Source organism: uncultured Sphingomonas sp. (assembly GCF_913777625.1).
GTDB lineage: Bacteria > Pseudomonadota > Alphaproteobacteria > Sphingomonadales > Sphingomonadaceae > Sphingomonas.
The window spans coordinates 38,828-55,421 of the sequence record NZ_CAJYTI010000008.1 but is presented as its reverse complement, the minus strand read 5'-3'; the positions used below and the strand labels follow the sequence as shown (position 1 = coordinate 55,421).

General features: G+C 66.0%; 11 protein-coding genes. 5 read left to right on the top strand and 6 right to left on the bottom strand.

The features are described 5' to 3' along the window. Positions 1-42 precede the first annotated feature (42 nt). The 4 genes from QZ814_RS04085 to QZ814_RS04070 are packed head-to-tail and all read right to left on the bottom strand — an operon-like array spanning position 43 to position 5,806. The gene (locus QZ814_RS04085; RefSeq protein ID WP_294329816.1) at positions 43-1,224 is read right to left on the bottom strand and encodes a glycosyl transferase family 8; all 1,182 of its coding nucleotides are present in this window, start codon (positions 1,222-1,224) and stop codon (positions 43-45) included. Positions 1,225-1,232: 8 nt separating this feature from the next. Beyond that, positions 1,233-3,413 (bottom strand): sulfotransferase, encoded by a 2,181-nt coding sequence (locus QZ814_RS04080; protein WP_294329815.1) that lies wholly within the window; start codon positions 3,411-3,413, stop codon positions 1,233-1,235. Positions 3,414-3,473: 60 nt separating this feature from the next. Further along, positions 3,474-4,892: a D-glycero-beta-D-manno-heptose 1-phosphate adenylyltransferase gene (gene rfaE2, locus QZ814_RS04075; protein ID WP_294329814.1), complete on the bottom strand. Its 1,419-nt coding sequence runs from the start codon at positions 4,890-4,892 to the stop codon at positions 3,474-3,476. Then, a complete protein-coding gene (locus QZ814_RS04070; RefSeq protein WP_294329813.1) occupies positions 4,889-5,806 on the bottom strand; it encodes a hypothetical protein in 918 nt (305 codons plus the stop codon). Before QZ814_RS04070 ends, rfaE2 begins: the two co-directional genes overlap by 4 nt. Before the next feature lie 58 nt (positions 5,807-5,864). Between QZ814_RS04070 and QZ814_RS04065 the strand changes: the two genes are divergently transcribed. From QZ814_RS04065 to QZ814_RS04050, 4 genes are all read left to right on the top strand, one after another. After that, positions 5,865-6,410, top strand: coding sequence for an HAD-IIIA family hydrolase (locus tag QZ814_RS04065; RefSeq protein WP_294329812.1), 546 nt, complete (start codon positions 5,865-5,867; stop codon positions 6,408-6,410). Next, a complete protein-coding gene (locus QZ814_RS04060; protein WP_294329811.1) occupies positions 6,407-7,480 on the top strand; it encodes an AGE family epimerase/isomerase in 1,074 nt (357 codons plus the stop codon). The genes QZ814_RS04065 and QZ814_RS04060 overlap by 4 nt, the downstream gene beginning before the upstream one ends. Positions 7,481-7,978: 498 nt before the next feature. Continuing rightward, positions 7,979-8,278, top strand: a complete 300-nt coding sequence (locus tag QZ814_RS04055; RefSeq protein ID WP_294329810.1) for a P-loop NTPase fold protein — start codon at positions 7,979-7,981, stop codon at positions 8,276-8,278. A gap of 43 nt (positions 8,279-8,321) precedes the next feature. Beyond that, complete coding sequence (locus tag QZ814_RS04050) at positions 8,322-9,293, top strand: P-loop NTPase fold protein (RefSeq protein WP_294329809.1); 972 nt, start codon at positions 8,322-8,324, stop codon at positions 9,291-9,293. A 184-nt stretch (positions 9,294-9,477) separates the two neighbouring features. On the opposite strand, the gene QZ814_RS04045 is transcribed toward QZ814_RS04050, so the two are convergent. Then, entirely contained in the window at positions 9,478-9,939 is a 462-nt protein-coding gene (locus QZ814_RS04045) for a hypothetical protein (RefSeq protein ID WP_294329808.1), read from the bottom strand. Between the two features lie 27 nt (positions 9,940-9,966). On the opposite strand from QZ814_RS04045, the gene QZ814_RS04040 reads away from it, so the two are divergent. After that, entirely contained in the window at positions 9,967-10,407 is a 441-nt protein-coding gene (locus tag QZ814_RS04040) for a hypothetical protein (RefSeq protein ID WP_294329807.1), read from the top strand. A gap of 187 nt (positions 10,408-10,594) precedes the next feature. Here QZ814_RS04040 and QZ814_RS04035 read toward each other — a convergent pair whose 3' ends face one another. Next, positions 10,595-16,516: a hypothetical protein gene (locus tag QZ814_RS04035; protein WP_294329806.1), complete on the bottom strand. Its 5,922-nt coding sequence runs from the start codon at positions 16,514-16,516 to the stop codon at positions 10,595-10,597. Between the last annotated feature and the right edge of the window lie 78 nt (positions 16,517-16,594).

Below are 16,594 nucleotides of genomic sequence, written 5' to 3'. Positions count from 1 at the left end.
AGCCTGAGCTTTTCTTCTTTTTGAGTCAACTACCCCTGTATTCTACCGTAGGCCGGTGGATCGGGACGCAGCGGCGGTCTTCAGCGCAGCAAGCGCGGCGGCGACGCGGGCGATCACCTGGTCCCACCGCCCCCATTCGGTCTGGCGGAACAGCCGCACCGATGGATACCAAGGCGAGTCATCGCGGCCCTGCAGCCACCGCCAGTCGGGCAGCAGCGGCAACATCACCCAGGCAGGGCAACCCAGCGCGCCGGCGAGATGAACCGGCGAACTGTCGATAGAGATCAGCAAATCGACTTCGGAGAGGATCGCCGCCGTGTCCTCGAAGTCGTGGATTTCGGGGCTCAGGCTGACCAGGTTCATGCCCGGCGGCGGCTGCAGCGCGTCGCCCTCGGTTGGTCCCTTCTGGATCGAAAAAAAGGTGATCCCCGCCTGCCCCAGCGGCGCCAGCGCCGCCAGCGACATCGATCGGTTCGCGTCGTTCATGTGCGTCGGCCGCCCCGCCCACAGGCATGCGACCTTCAGCCCCGCATATTGCGCCAGCCGCGCCCGCCACGCCGCCCGCCGGTCCAGCAAGGCGCTGATATAGGGCATCGGATCGCCCGGAAGATCGCTGAGCCTGAGCCCCATCACCATCGGCAGGCTCATCATCTCGCAATGAGCGTCGAACGGCGGCGGTAGTTCGCCGCGTAGCGTGACGGCGTCGAAGCCCGGCATCCGCCGCGCGATGCTCGCCATTTCGTGGTTGATCTCCAGCACCACCTTCGCCTGGCTGCGCTGCTTCGCCCAGGCGACCATCCGCAGGAACTGGAACGTGTCGCCATAGCCCTGCTCGTCGTGGATCAGCAGCGTCTGGCCGGGCATCGGGCGTCCGTCCCAGCGCGGGCGCTGCACTTTGCGCTCGATGCGGGTGGTGTGCGCGAGGCTGTAGCGATAGCCATATTCGCGCCAGCCGCGCTCGAAATCGCCGAGCAGCAACAGCGTCTCCGAAAGGTCGAACCGGGTGGGGAGATGCCCCGGCAGCGCATCGACCAGCATCTCCTGAATCGGCCGCGCCTCCGCTACGCGCCCCTGCACCCGATAGGACTGGGCCAGCAGCGCCCACAGCCCCACGGGACCACTGCCGCCGGCCAGGAGCGGCCGCAGCATCGCCTCCACCTCGGCACCGCGTCCGGCGGCCAACAGCGCCTGTGCCTGCGCCTCCAGCGGCTTGGTGTCCGTCATGGCGCAGCTCAATGCGCCGCTACCGGCTTTTGCGCGCGCTTGGCCGAGGCCTTGGCTGCGGATTTCGCCTTTGCGGGGGCGGGTGCGCGTGCGGGGGCGTCCTGCGCGTCTGCCGGATCAATGCCCAGCGCCTCAAGCAGCGGCCCGAGATGCCCGGCATAGTCGCGCCAGCGGCCAATGCTGCTGCTGTACAACGGGCGCCGCACCTGGTTGACGCTGGCCGTGCGGATGGTGCGCGCGGTCGCATGGAAATCGACGCAGGCGGGGTTCCAGTCGAGCCCGCAGAACTCGATCAGCCGCCGCGCCTCCGGCTCGATGTCCGCCACCACATCCTCGTAACGCACCTCGAGGAACCGGTCTGCCGGCAGCACCGCGCGCCAATGCGCCATCAGCCGCTCATAGCTGCGGTAGAAGCGTGCCAGCTCAACCTGATCATAGCTGAACAGCTGCTCGCGGCTGAACAGCTTGGTGTAGCAGGACAGGCAAGTATCCACCGGGTCCCGGCGCACATGCACGATCCGCGCCTCGGGCAGGATGCGGTGGATCAGCCCGGCGAACAGGAAGTTCGACGGCATCTTGTCGACCAGCCGGCGGCGGTTGCCCGCCATCGGCCGAATCGCGTCCAGATAGTGCTGCCCCAGCGCGCTTTCGGTTTCCGCCGTGAGCTGCCGGGCGATCGCCGGATAGCCGCCGCTCTGCTGGACCAGCCCCTGCAACGTCGGGAGCTCACCGGCGCCGGCAATCGCAGGATGCGAGGCCAGGATCTGCTCGATCAGCGTGGTGCCCGATCGTGGCATGCCGAGCACGAACAGGGCAAGGTCGCTGCCTGCGGTCGCCGCGCGTGGCCGGGCGAGCAGCTCGGCCGGAAAGGCGGCGATGATATCCGACACCCATTGGTCGATCGCGTCGGCATCATAGGCGAAGGTCGCCCGCTTCTCCCGATTGCCCGCATCCAGATAGGTGAAGGCGCGCTCGGCATCGCCGACGTCCATCCACGCCTTGCCGATCGCGAACTGCAGCGCGGTACGATCCGACTGCACCTGCACGCCGTCGGGGGCGAGGAGCGCCTCCATCGCCGGGATCGCGGGATCACCGGGTTCGAAGCGTCGCAGGTCGGCGACGTTGAACCAGGCGGCGGCGGAGCGGGGGAATTGGGCCAGCACCTGCTCGAACACCGCCTTCGCCCCGGCGCGGTCGCCCTGCTCCATCAGCAGCACCCCGCGGTTGATGAGCGCCTTTTCGCGACCGAAGCCAGGCAGCTGGGCCGCGCGGTCGAAGGCCGCCAGCGCCTCGTCGATCCGGTCCTGCGCCTGGAGCACCTCGCCCAGGATGTTCTGCGCCTCGCCGTTCTCCGGCGCTGCGGCGACCGCCCGGCGCGCCTCGGCCGCCGCCTCGTCCAAGCGCCCCAGCCGGCGCAGGATCGTCGCCCGCACGCCCAGGCCGCCAACATGCATCGGCACCGAAATCAGCAGCGAATCGATCCAGCGCAGCGCATCCTCGTAACGGTCGCGCGCCACTTCCACCGCAGCGGCGTTGATATAGGCGTCGGACAGGCGGGGATTGGCGTCGATCGCGCGGCGCGCATGCGCCAGCGCCTCGTCCGGCAGCCCCAGGTCGTTGAGCAGATGGCTGAGGTTGCTCAGCGCCTCGGCATAGCCGGGCGCCAGCGCCAAAGCCCGTTCATACTGCGCGCGCGCCTGATCCAGCCGCCCCAGCCGCTTCAGCGTGTTGCCCAGATTGTTATGCGCCTCAGCATAGTCCGGCTGCAGCGCCACCACCCGCTCCAGGCAGGTCAGGCTCTCCTCCAGCTTGCCCGCTTCCTGGAGAACGATGCCCAAATTATTCCAGCCGGCAACCAGGGCGCTGTCCATCGCCACCGCCCGCCGGCCGGCCTGTTCGGCCTCGGCCAGCTGGCCGGCCTGGCGGCACATCTCGGCCAGGTTGCTCAGATAGATGGCCGGCGCGCGCGGCGCCTGGCAGGCGCCGCGGATGTGGTCGATCGCCAGGTCCAGATTGCCATAGGCATGCGCCATCAGCCCCATCAGGTGCAGGGCGTCGGATTGCCCGGGCCACATCGCCAGCACCTGCTGGCACAGCCGTTCGGCCTGATCGGCCTGTCCGGCATTCCAATGGGCGTTGGCCTGGGCCAGCGCCTGCTCGACGGTCAGGTTCTGCGTTGGCGTGTTCATAGGTGCGGCTTCTTCATCCGATGGAGGCGTTGCAGATCAGGTGGGCGGGGCATGGCGCGGTCAGGAGCCGATGGCTGAAAGCATCGCGGTGGTCGATCGTCCCGCCAGCAGTGGGGCGATGACCACCTCCCCGCCGGTATCCCGGACGAAATCGGCGCCGACGATGGTCTCAGCACTATAGTCGCCTCCCTTGACCAGAATGTCCGGCCGGATCGCCCGTATCAGGTCGAGCGGCGTATCTTCCTCGAACGCCACGACATGATCGACCGAGGTCAGTGCGCTCAGTACCTCGGCCCGGTCGGAAAGTCCGTTGACGGGACGCGCCCCGCCTTTCAGCCGCCGCACCGACGCATCGGCATTGAGACCGACAACCAGCAGGTCGCCCCTGCGCCGGGCCAGCTCCAGCAGGCGGACATGGCCAGCATGCAGCATGTCGAAACAGCCATTGGTGAACACGATCCGCGCGCCGCCGGCGCGCGCCTGATCCAGCCGGGAAAGGAGCAGCGGCAGCGACACCAGCTTGCTCGCGCCGTGGCTGCGCCGGTCCAGCCGCTCTTCCAGATCGGCGCGGGTGACGACATAGGTGCCCGGCCGAGAAACGGCGATGCTGGCGGCAAGGTTCGCCTGGTCGATCGCGGCGGCCATCGGCAACCCTTCGGCGATGCCTGCGACGAGTGCGGCGATGATCGTGTCGCCCGCACCGGTTACGTCGAACACCTCCAGCGCCTCGGTCGGGTGCTCGACCACGTCGCCGCTGCGGGACACCATCAGGATGCCCTTCGCGCCGCGGGTGACGACGAGATAATCGAGATCCAGTTCGGCCAGCGCCTGCTGCGCGCGCGCTGCAATTCGTTCCTCGGGGCATGCCCCGAACAGCGTATGAAACTCGCGGGCGTTGGGCTTCAGCAACGAGGCCCCGGCATAGCGGCCGGGATCGGGCGCCTTCGGGTCGACGAAGCTCGGCACGCCGCGGCGCCGGGCAAGGGCGATCAGGGTCGGAAGATCGGCAAGCGTCCCCTTGTCGTAATCCGAGAAGATGACCGCGCAGACGCCGTCCAGGCTCTGTTCGAAGCGGCTTGCGAGTTCGGCCCGCGCCGCCGCGCCCGCGGTGCCGTCCTGGTCGATCCGGGCGATTTGCTGCACGCCGGAGATCAGCCGGGTCTTCTGGGTGGTGCGCTGGCCGGCCTCCACCACCGCATCGAGCGCAACGCCGTGATCGGCCATCAGCCGGACGAGGTCCGCGCCCGCGGCATCGTCGCCGCAGATCGTCAGCAGGCTGCATCGCGGGCCGAGACCGGCAACATTCGCGGCCACATTGGCGGCACCGCCGGCGCGCACCTCCTCGCGGCCGGCCCGCACCACCGGCACCGGCGCCTCGGGCGAGATGCGGTGCGTCTCGCCGATGATGTAGCGGTCGATCATCGCATCACCGACCACCAGCACATGCGGGCGATCGGCCGGGGAAAGGTTAAACGTCATGGTTTCATGGTCCCCCAGCCCGGAATCTGCGCGAGATCGTCGTGCATTGCCAGCAGGGGCCATTGCCCGGCCCAACAGCAGCCATGGTCCTGGCCAGCAACCGTGACGATCGAAACCGGCGCATCCGCTGCCATCTTGCCCGCGAAGGCGCGCGCGATGGCCGGGCCGACATTGCGATCCTCCGCCCCCACGAAATGCACCTGCCGCAGCCGGGACAGGCGCGCCGCGTCGGTGGCGGGATCGACCGAGCGCGACAGCGGCGTCAGGCGATGGGCGGCGGTCCAAGCGCCAAGGTCGAGATTGGCGGCGACCGTCACCAGCCCGACAACGTCGCCGCGCCGCTCGGCCAGCAGCGCCACAAGGGCGCCGCCGCCCGAATAGCCGACCAGGATCAGCCACGAAGCGCCGGCATCGGCCTTGAGCCGGTCGAGCGCGGCACCGGTGCCGTTGATCACTTCCGGGGCGTACCGGGCGACGCTCCAGTAATCGCTGTGGCAGTTGCGAGCGCGCGGGCCGTATTGGCACGGGCGCGCGAGCCAGGCGACGGCGCCGCTGCCCGGATGCCGCAAGGCCAGCCGCAGCGCGACCGGGTCGGTCGGCGTCGGATCCATCGCACGGCGACCGCGCGCGGCATAGGAGAAGCCGTCGCCTTCGACATACACGGTCAGCACGTCCGAGCGCGCGACGCCGGGACGCCGCGCCACGGCGAGATCGAAAGCGCCGGCCGGGATCACCGACCATTGCCAGCCCGCATCGCGCGCCAGGGCAACGGCGGAGACCCGCGCGGCAGCAGCATGGCCGGAACAAGCGGCAAGAAGGAAGACCAATGCCCTCAGGATACGCATTAATACGTAGCCCGCGATCTTTGGATCATCGACATCGTCTCCCCACCGCTTCATTTGCGAAAGCGACATCCTTGTCTAACAGTGACCGGGTGGGTTATTCAACCAAGCAGCTCGCCATGAATTCAAAATGACACCTACCGCACCGCAAGACACACCATCGAAAGACCACGCGCTCGAGCGTGCAGCATTTTTCGATCGGGACGGGGTGTTGATCGTCGACACCGGATATCTTTCGGAACCGGAGGATATCGTCTGGGTCGACGGCGCACAGCGCGCACTGGCCAGGCTTGCCGCATGCGGGTACCGGTTGTTCGTCGTGACCAACCAATCGGGCGTGGCACGGGGCTATTTCGAGGAAGCCGCGGTAGGGCGCGTCCATGCCGCAATGCAAGCCGCCCTCCCCACCGACGCACGGATCGACGATTTCGCCTATTGCCCGCATCATCCAGATGGCCGCGTGGCGGCATATGCGACCGCGTGCGACTGCCGCAAGCCGGCGCCCGGCATGTTGAACCGGCTGATCGCCCGCCATCGCATCGATCGCGCCGGCAGCTTCCTGATCGGCGACCGGGCCAGCGATCTGGCGGCGGCGACCGGGGCGGGGATTGCAGGGTTTCTGTTCCCTGGCGGCGATCTCGACGGGTTCGTGGCCCGGCTTCTGGCCGGCACGTGACCCCCGCAGATCCCGCCTTCTGGACCGACTGGCTGCGCCGACAGGCGCTGCCGCTGTGGAACGATGCGGGCCAGGATGAGAACGGCTTCGTCGAACGCCTTGCGCTGGACGGCAGACCGCAGCCCGACGTGCCGCGCCGGCTGATGGTGCAGGCGCGGCAGATCTATGTGTTCGCGACCGCCGCGCGCCGTGGCTGGTTCCCGAGCGGCGGCGATCTTGCCCGGCGTGCCGGCGAAATCATGATCGCCCGCTACTGGCAGGCCGGTGGGCGGCCGGGCTGGGCATTTTCCTGCACCCGACGCGGCGACGTCGCAGACGATCGTCGCGATCTCTACGCCCATGCCTTCGTCCTGCTGGCATTGGCGGCGCTGATCCAGCTCGACCCTGCACCGCGCCTCATTGCCTTGGTGCATCGGACGCTTGGCTTCATGGATCAGGCGCTGGCGCACCCTATGGGAGGCTATGCCGAGGCCTGGCCGGAAACGATCCTGCCGCGACGACAGAATCCGCATATGCATCTGCTCGAATCGCTGCTGGCGCTGCAAGAAACCGGGGCGTGCGGCGACTTCACCTCCCGCATCGCCGCCATGATCGCCTTGTTCGATGCATGTTTTCTGTCTGCCGACGACGACGTGCTGACCGAAGAATTCGCGGCGGACTGGACCCCTGTGAACCCCGCACGCGCCTTCGAACCGGGACACCACTTCGAATGGATCTGGCTGCTCGAACGCACCGCTGCCATTACCGGCCTCGATACGAACGACAGGAAGACGCGGCTCCTGCGGCAAGCCCTGCGCGGCACTGCCGCCGATGGGCGCATCGTCGACCGGATCGGGCCGGACGGCGTGATCGCGGCAAGTTGCCGGCTATGGCCTGCGATGGAAGCCGCACGGGTATTGCAGAATGCGGCGCGCAACCTGGTTCTGGACGCGACATGGTGCCGCTTCTTTGCCTCAGCGCATCCGGGCGGGTGGATAGATCATGTTGATCCAACGGGCGATCCCTTGGTCACCTACATACCCGCCAGTTCGCTCTACCATATCTGCACGGCGATGGACCACATCGGCTGATCGCCGCCAAATTTCTCGACGTCGGACGCCTCGTTCATGTTGGCGGGCGCGGTGTGTCCGGCGCCGTTCACATGCTGGCGAATAACGCTGCCACCCGCGGTCGATAAAGCCAAAGCTGCCCGGCCAGCGCCGAAGCTGAGGCACTTCCTACCGTGCCTCCGTGGAACAGAGAAAGAGCGCGCGAAGGCCCACATCGACCTTCCCGCCGTGTCCACTGGCCTACAGCAATCGCGCTTCGCATAATCAAACTCTTCGGACGTCAGGATGGGTATCCACTATCAAGTGGTCCTGTTGACGAAAATTTCCCAATGATCTGAGTGCCCAACGCTTTCACCTCGGGTGCGCCAACGGTTTTCCGACATTTTTTCCATGCGGTTGCCGTTAATGATGGGGGCGGATTCTTGTATCGGCAATCACGGAGCAAGCACGACGCGCTAGCTGGCGCTAACTCCGACGATTTCGCCGCGGTCCGATCGAGAGCAGCGAGTCGGGGGCTGAATGGAAACGATTGATGAGATTTGGGGCGGCGACCTTTTCAACAGGCGGGAAGAAGCCGAAGATCTGATTGGCTATCTCGAGAGCGTCACGACGCGCCCTTCCATCCGTGACGAAGGCCATGCGCACGTGCTGGCCGTCGATGCTTCCTACGGTCTTGGGAAATCATACTTCCTCCGTCGCCTCGCTAGGCATATGGCCCTTGAGCATGCCGTCGCTTTCGTAGACGCGTGGGTCGACGATCTCGAAGATCAACCGATGGTTGCCCTGGTCGCAACGCTAGACAAGGCTCTCGAACCTTAGGTGGATCGCAGTCGAGACCTCGCGGAGCGGATGAGCGAATTTCGTGCTCGCGCGGGCCGCGTTGCCAAAATTGTGGGGGGTAGGCCTCGCGAAAAGAGCAGCTAGCTTTGTCATCATGGGCAGTGGCGCGGAAGCTCTTGGCGAAGCTCTTTCGGCCGGCGGCGATGTGGTGCGAGATCTTGCAAAGGACAGCATAAAGGACGGCAGCAACGATGCCGTTGACGCAGTAGCATCTGGCTTCGGAGCGCCCATGGCCACCTCGATGGAGGGGCGGATCGCCCGTTTCCGGGAGGGACAAGCAGCGATTTCCGAGATGAAACAAGGATTATCGCAGATCGTCGAAACCTTGAGTGAAGCTGGGATGAAGCTTCCGATCACAATAGTGATCGATGAGCTAGACCGGTGCAGGCCGACCTACGCCATCAAGGTGCTCGAGGAATTGAAGCACCTATTCGACGTTCCTGGAGTTGCGTTCGTGCTGGGCTTGCACGGGCAACAGCTGGCTCATTCTGTGAGCGCTGCTTACGGCGCCGGCTTCGATTCTCACTCATATCTGCGGAGATTTTTTAACCGTCGCTATGTTCTTAAAGAGACCGCTCTAAAGCCACTCGTTGAAAAACTTTGCGCCGACCTTGGCATCCCAACCGCTCGCCTCACGGCGCCGCCGGTCCTCTACAACGACAACCCGGGTTTTCACCACAATGAAGAGCCGGCAAAACTGATAGCTGATTACATCAAAGCCTACGACTTGAGCGCGAGAGATGCTTTCACCGTCACCGAAATGCTGCAGACGTTTATGGCACTTACAGGTGACGGGCCCATTTTGCTTCCGCTAAGCATGCCCCTGATAATTAGCCAGATCAAGGACGTGAACCCTAATCTCATCGCGCCATCAATCTCGATGAACTGGAATTTTGTGATGGCCGACATCAGGGGAACTACAGAAGAAAAATCCATAGCCAATGTGTTCAATGAAATGCGGCATGCCAGCACCATACCAAAAAACAGCTCATGAACATGACAAACAACAACGGTGCGACCAGGGCGACCGAGCTAGTCGCAGAGATCAGGCTTGGAGGAAACTCTGCGAACAAGCCTAAGATCCATCGACATACTCAGACATTCTTCGAAAGGTGACGAGATTTGTGTCTGATTGACAGGAAAATCACATCCTGACGATCGTCGACGTGCTCCAAACCTTAAGGCAAATACATAGCCTCGATGATCGCCTGCATCACCACATGCTGCGGCACAGGCACGCTAACAGAAGTGTATCCCGGGTTACGGGCTCTAGAACGACCGTAAAGCTCTACCCACTTACGTCCATTCTGCCGCCACGCGCGTTGCAGCGGCGCCGCGGGCAGCAGGAAGCAGACACCGGATGGCGCGTAGGCGTAGGCGATGAAGTCACATGCCAACGGCTTCTGGACCCATCCGGGCGACCGCCGCGCTTCGTCGCTCCACTGCTCGAGCAGAATGTCGGGCCAGTCCTCGGTGCGGATCTTCTCGTCCACCGTGTAGGTGCGGCCGCACTTGAGCGTCAGCACGCGATCGACGCCGCCCCGCTGCGCCCAACCGTCTTCGCGCACGGATACGGCGGACTGCAGCTGTAGCCCGAACGTCGACTTGTTCGTGCCCCCTGCGCCGGTAAACAGCGTCACCTCGCGTTCGGGCAGGAAGGCGACCGGGTGAGCTTCAACAAGGAGGCTCGCCAGCGCTATCTCGCCTTCGCAACCAGCCCGGCGGCGCGCTGGCCGGGCAATTTCCGCGACCTCGCCGCAAGCGTCACCCGCATGGCCACGCTCAGCCCCAAGGAGCGGATCGACACCGATGCCGTCGGGGCGGAAGTCGACCGGCTCGCACGCCTGTGGTCCGGGCAGACGCAGGAGGAAGACGACATTCTGGCAGAAGTGCTGACGGCGGCGGCGCTGGCAGAAATCGACCCCTTCGATCGCGTGCAGCTTGCCGCCGTCGTCCATACCTGCCGCCGGAGCCGTTCGCTTTCAGAAGCCGGGCGAACCTTGTTCGCCGCGTCCCGCACGCGCAGAACATCAGCCAACGATGCCGATCGGCTGCGGAAATATCTGGCCCGGTTCGCACTGGATTGGTCCGCCGTTACCGGAGGCTGAGACCGGCGTGAGATTGGGGCAATTGGCAGGGTGGGTGCGGGTGAAGATCGCTGCCAATTTTCCAATGAGCTGGGTGCCCAGCGCGTTCGCGGGCGCGTCCTAGCGCGCCGCAGCCGAGCGCCGGGTGCGCGGGCACGGAGGCCGCGTGGTGCTCGCGGACCGACCACACCACGCGCCCTCCCTTGCCTTAGAAACGCAGGCGAACGCCGCCGGACAGCGTTTCCTGATGATCGTCGGTGCCGGTCTGCGACGAGCCCGTGGCGAACAGCTCGACGCCGTGCGGCAGGCGATAGCTGACGCCACCCGCCGCGGTCCCGACCACCCGCGCCCGCGCTGCGCTGTAGCCCTGCAGCGCCAGCGCACCGCCCGCATACCCGCCCAGCGCGTCCGAGCGCAGCCCCTCGATCTGATAGCGCAGGCCGAACGACACGAACGGCCGGAACGCTGCGGTCGATTCGTCCGCACGGCCGAAGGACAGCGCGCCGTCCGCGAAACCCGCCACGTTGCGGTCGCGGCGGACGGTCAGCGCGAACGGGCTGCCCCCCCGCTCCGCAAGCCGATCGCGGACGGTGTGGACATAGGTGATGCCGATCTGCGGCCGCACGGCCCAGCCGCCCTGCACCGCGAACGCGCGTGCCAGCGATCCGTCGAACACCCAGCTGTGGAGATCGTAGCGGCCGCTGGTGGTACCGACCGGCAGCGCTCGGCTCGTCGTCGCAACGGTGGCGATGTAGGAGACCGAACCAGCGAGGCTGAGGCCGCCGGCGGTCCGTGCCCGCGCCTGCACCCCGCCCACCACACCATTGGCGCGCGTGTGAGCGCCGAGCGCATCGAGATACTGGTGGTCGTTAAGATAGCCGCCGAACGCCCCCATGCTCCACGCCGCATCGCCGACTCCGATCCCGCCGAGCAGGCCGTAGGTGCGCGAACGCGCCGCCACGCTACCGGTCTTCGCATCGTCGCTCAGCCGGTGCCATTGGCCCAGCGTCGCGCCGAAGGTGAAGGCATGGGGGGTGTCGCCGGTCGCCGCGAAGCCCGAGCCGCGGGTGGCCGTCGCCAGTGCCACCGCGTCATCCACCTGCGTCTGCACCGCCGCCGCATAGGGCTGCGGGGTCAGCCGCGCGAAGGCGTGGGCGTTCGCCGCATCGTCGGCGGTGACGAGCGCGGAGAGCCCGTTGAACAGGACGCTGTCCGCAGGCTGCGCCGCCAGCGTCGCATTGAGATAGGCGATGCTGGCGCTCGTCTGCAGCCCCGCGGTACCCGGGTCGCGGAAGGCGCCGATCAGTTGGATCGCGCCGCCGCGCACCACCACGATGCCGAGCGGATCGCTCGGCTGCTGCACGGTGGTGAAGCTGCCGGTGATGCCGCCGGTCGCGGTGAACAGCGGGGTGAAGCTACCCTGGCGCAGATTGCCGATGCGGACGAGTTGCAGCGTGGCGCCCGGCGCGATCGACAGCGTGCCGTTCACCACCAACCGATCCGACGTGGCCGCGGAGAGTTCGAACAGCGACGTGGAGGTGCCGGCCAGCGCGACATTGCCGTTGACCGTCATCGTGCCCGGCGAAGCACCCGGGCTGAGCGTGCCGGCAACCGCGATATTGCCGTTGACGATGCCTGCCGAACCGAAGGTCGCCCCCTGCCCGACGTTGATCTGCGGCGAGGTGATCACCGAGCCTGCCTGGCCGACCAGGCGGCCGCCGGTCATGTCGATCGCACCGAACACGGCGGTGCCGCCGATGCGGGCAAAACCGCCGGTCTGGGTGAAGCGCTGGAAGTTGCGGATATCGCCGAACAGCGCTGGTGCCGCTTCGGTGCCGCCCGAGACGGTGAAGCTGTTCGTACCCGCGCCGCCGTCGATCAGGCCGCTCACGCTGCCACCGCCATTCTGCACGAAGCTGTCATTGCCGTCGCCCAGCGAAACCGCGCCGACGATCGTACCGGCGTTGACGACCGTGTCGGCGCCGCTGCCGAGGACGATGTCGCCGGTGATCGTGCCGGTGTTGGTCACGCGGTCGTCGGCGGTGTCGCCCCACACGGCGTAGGACAGCGTCTTGCCCTTGGCGCTGATCGTGCCGGCATTGGTGAGGTTCAGCGCGCCGCCGCTGCTGATCGCTACGGCGAAGGCGCGGTCCGCCTCCGCCGTGATCTTGCCGGCCGCCGCGTTGGTGACGGTGCCGGCCATGCCGGTAGCGATGGAAATCGCCGTGGCGCTGCTCGGCGTCGAGGGCGCGCTGCTCGTCGCAGCGGCCGAGATGGTGCCGCTGTTGGCGACCGTCGTCGTCGCATAGTTACCATAGACGGAAAGGGCCGTGGCGCTGCCGAAGCTGGCATCCGATCCTTGCGCGCGGATCGTGCCGCTGTTGGTAACCTGCGCGGCTCCCGACAGTGCCCCGCCCGTCCCGATCGAGAGCGCCGGGTTCCAGCTGCTGCTCGAGATCGTGCCGCTGTTGGTCGCGGTCGTCGATCCGGAAGTCGTGCTGGTGCCGGCATAACCCGCAGTTGCGAGCACGCCTCCGAGGATCGTGCCGCTGTTGGCGAACGCAAGGTCGCTGCCGGCACTCAGGGTGACGGCCGTGGTCGGGTAGTAGGGGTACCACCCGTACCAGTAGTAATAAGGCGGGTAGGCGGAACTCGATTGCGGTAGCGTCACCGTGCCACTGTTGGCGAAGGAGAGTGTCGTATCGCCGTATAGAGACACCGTCGCACCATAGCTGCCCGACGAACTGACGCTGCCGCTGTTGGTGAAGCTGGCCAGCGTTGCGAACACACCGCCATTGATGGCGCCGCTGTTGCCGAAGCTGCCGACCGTCGCCGAGACGCTGCCGCCGATCGTGCCGCCATTGGTGAGCGATGCCAGCACCTGACCCGTGGGCAGCAGCGCGTTGACGGGCGAATAATAACCAAAGGCGTTGGAGATACCGACGATCAGCCCGCCGCTGACATTGGCCTGGTTGGCGATGCTGCCATTGCCCAGCACGTAGAGAGTACCGCTTGCCGCGCCGGTGGTGGTGACCACGGTGTCGGCACCGCTCGCCTGAACGAGCAGATCCTGGAAATTGACGAGCCCCGCCGTGCCGAGTGCGACCGTCTTGCTGCTGCTGAACGCGCGGCCGTAGATGTTCGTCCCTGCACCGCCGTCGATCGTGCCGGACACGCCGGTCGTGTCGCCGGTCTGCAGCAGCAGGTCGTTACCATCGCCGAAGCGCAGGTCGCCGGCGATCGTGCCGCCCGCCGCGACGAACGCGCTGCTGGCATAGGATCGCGTGGCGCTGCCCGCATAATAGGGGTAGCCATAGCCCATATCGACCGTGCCGGTGACCGCGCCGGCATTGACGAATGTGCCCGAATAGAGCCGTACCGCGGTGCCGCCGGTCCCGATGATCGCGCCGCCGGCGAGGTTGCTGATCGCGGCGCTGGTCGAGGAGTCGCTGCCGGAGATTGCGATGCCGCCGCTGCTGGCGATGGTGCCGCTGTTGACGATCCCGTTCTGGTTATAGGCGACGACCGCCGTGCCGCCCACCTGGATGGTGCCGCTGTTGGTCAGGTTGAACGACCCGGAAACGCCGACGGATTGGGCGCCGTTCGCGACCTGGCGGATCGTGCCGCTGTTGACGATCTGCGTCTTGCTGTAGCTGCCGGAGATACCGACGCCGCCGTCGAGCAGGATCGTGCCCGCATTGGTAATGCTGGCACCGCCGCTGATCGCGGTGGCAAAGGCGTTGGTGTTGCGATCGGTAACGGCGATCGTGCCGAGATTGGTGAAGCTGTCACCGGACAAAAGGCTCGCGCCGACCGCACTATTGTAGTTGGTCGTGCCGGTCGCACGCGTCACGGTGATCGTGCCGCGGCTGGTGATCGACAGCGATGGCGTACTGCTGCTGCCGCTACCGGGCATTCCTGGGTAGGTCAGCGCGCCGGACGACTGGATCGCCGAGGTGTCGGTTACCGCGATGTTCGCATTCAGGTCGACGGTGCCCGTGCCGGCGAGTTGCAGGCTGGTAGCCGAGGTCTGCGTAGACGACGCGGTGAGCGTCAGCTTGGCGCCGTTGACCAGCTGATAGCCGACATTGCTGAACGGCCCGACATTGCCCGACGCGAGCGCTACATTGGCGTCGGCGTTGACCGCATAGCGCAGCGCCGAGTATCGATCGGCGGTGACGGTGCCGGTGATGCCGGCAAAGGCGCCGGGGCCCTTGTTGACGATGTCGGTGACCAGCGTTGCGCCGCTGAGGCTCAAATTGCCGTTCAGCGTGCCGCCGCTCAGCGCGAAATAGGTCAGGTTGTTGCCTGAGCCATATCCGTTGAACCGCACGTCGCCGTTGATCGTGCCGGCGTTCGCTACGCCGGCATTGAACGAGTTGACCGTCACCGCACCGCCAGTGCCGCCGTTCACCACGCCGCCCGCGCCGTTGATCAGATAGCCATAGGGCTGCACCTGCACACCCACGCCCGGCGAACTGATCGTGCCCGTGTTCGTGAGGTAGATGTAGGTGCTCACGCCGGCGGTGACACCACGGATCGTGCCGCTGTTCGACGCGGTGTAGCCGACATTGCCGTTGAACATCGCGCCGATGCCGCCGGCGATGATCGTGCCGCTGTTGGTCAGCACGGCGTTGTCCATGTTCACGCCATTGCCGGTGGCGGTGATCGTGCCGGTGTTGACGAGATCATTGTACGACATCGAGACGCCGTTGCCGCCCGTCACCGTCACCGCGCCATTGTTGACGAAGCGCTGGTTCGACAGCGCGATGCCATAGCCAAAGTTGGAGATCGTTGCGGTAATCGCGCCGTCATTGCGGAAGGTGTTGCGATTGAAGGAATAGGTAAGGTCCGTGACGGCCGGGCCGTTGGTCGTGATCCGGCCCTGGTTCACCACGCCGCCGTTGCCGCTCAGGACCAGGCCCAGGTTGCTCGCATAGCCCGACCCCAGGGTCACCGTCGTGCCCGAGACTGGATCGAGCATCAGCCGCTGGAACCCGGCGAGCGGTGCGAAGCTCGCGTTTATCGTCGTGTCTGCGGAGAACTCCACCTGCTCGGTGTTCGTGCCGCCGCCCGCATTGATGCTGCCGGTGATGCCGGTGACAATCGCGCCGCTGGTCGCGTCATAGCGCACGACCAGCGTATCGTCGCCCGATCCGAAGAGCACCGAGCCGTTGATCGTCCCTCCCGAGGAATCGACAATGCTGCCGCTGTTGCCGGTCACGACATTGCCGGTCACCGTGCCGGCGTTCACCAGCCGCAGGTAATTGCTGCTGACAATGGCGGCGCTACCGGCGCTGCTGATCCCCCCGCCGGCCTGGTTCTGGATATCCAGATAGGTGGAATTCAGCGCTGCCCCGGAGCCGCTATTGGCGATCGTCCCGTTGTTTGTCAGGCTGCTGATCGTCGACGAGATGATGGTAGCGGCTGCGCTGTTCGACTGGATGGTGCCGGTGTTCGTCCAGGTGCCGCTCGATATCTGATAGGAGTAGCTGGCCCCCGCCGCGCCGGGCGTGAACGCGCTGTTCGAGCCGCCATCGATCAGGCCTGCATTGGTGACCGTGCCGACGGGCCCGATGACGCTGCCCGAAATAACGCCGCTTGCCCTGTTGGTGAGCGCGCTGAGCCCCGAATAACTGGTGGCATAGCCATAGGGTGCCGCGACGACGTCGCCGCGCACGGCGACCCCAGAGGTGCCGCTCAGCGTGCCGGCATTGTCGATACTCGCGATCAGATAGGCGGAGGTGTTGCCCGCCGTCTGTTGCATCGCGAGCGCGGTCGTCCCGGATACCGAAGCGCCCTGATCGAGCTTGAGCGAAAGCTGCGTCGTGGTGCCGCTATACTGGGAGGCAGCCCCGCTCGTCAGCAGGATGCCGCTTTGCGTATCGCTGGATACGCGGCCGCTTACCGCGATGGTCGCGTAGTTCGAATAATAGGCGCTGTTCGAAACGTCCACGATAACGGCAGGTGCGCCGGTATTGGAGACCACCGCGCCGCCGGCGATGTTCAGCGTCGTGTTGGCCGTGGTAATCCGGATGCCGTTCGTATCGGTGCCGGCGCAGGTCGTCGTGCCGTTGGCAACAGTCGGCTCCGGAGTACATTGTGCCTGCGCCAGTGCCGGAACCATCATACCACACGCAAACGTGCTCGTGCTCAACGCGAGCGACAGACGACGCCGGCGCAACGACGACGCAAACCCTACCATTTT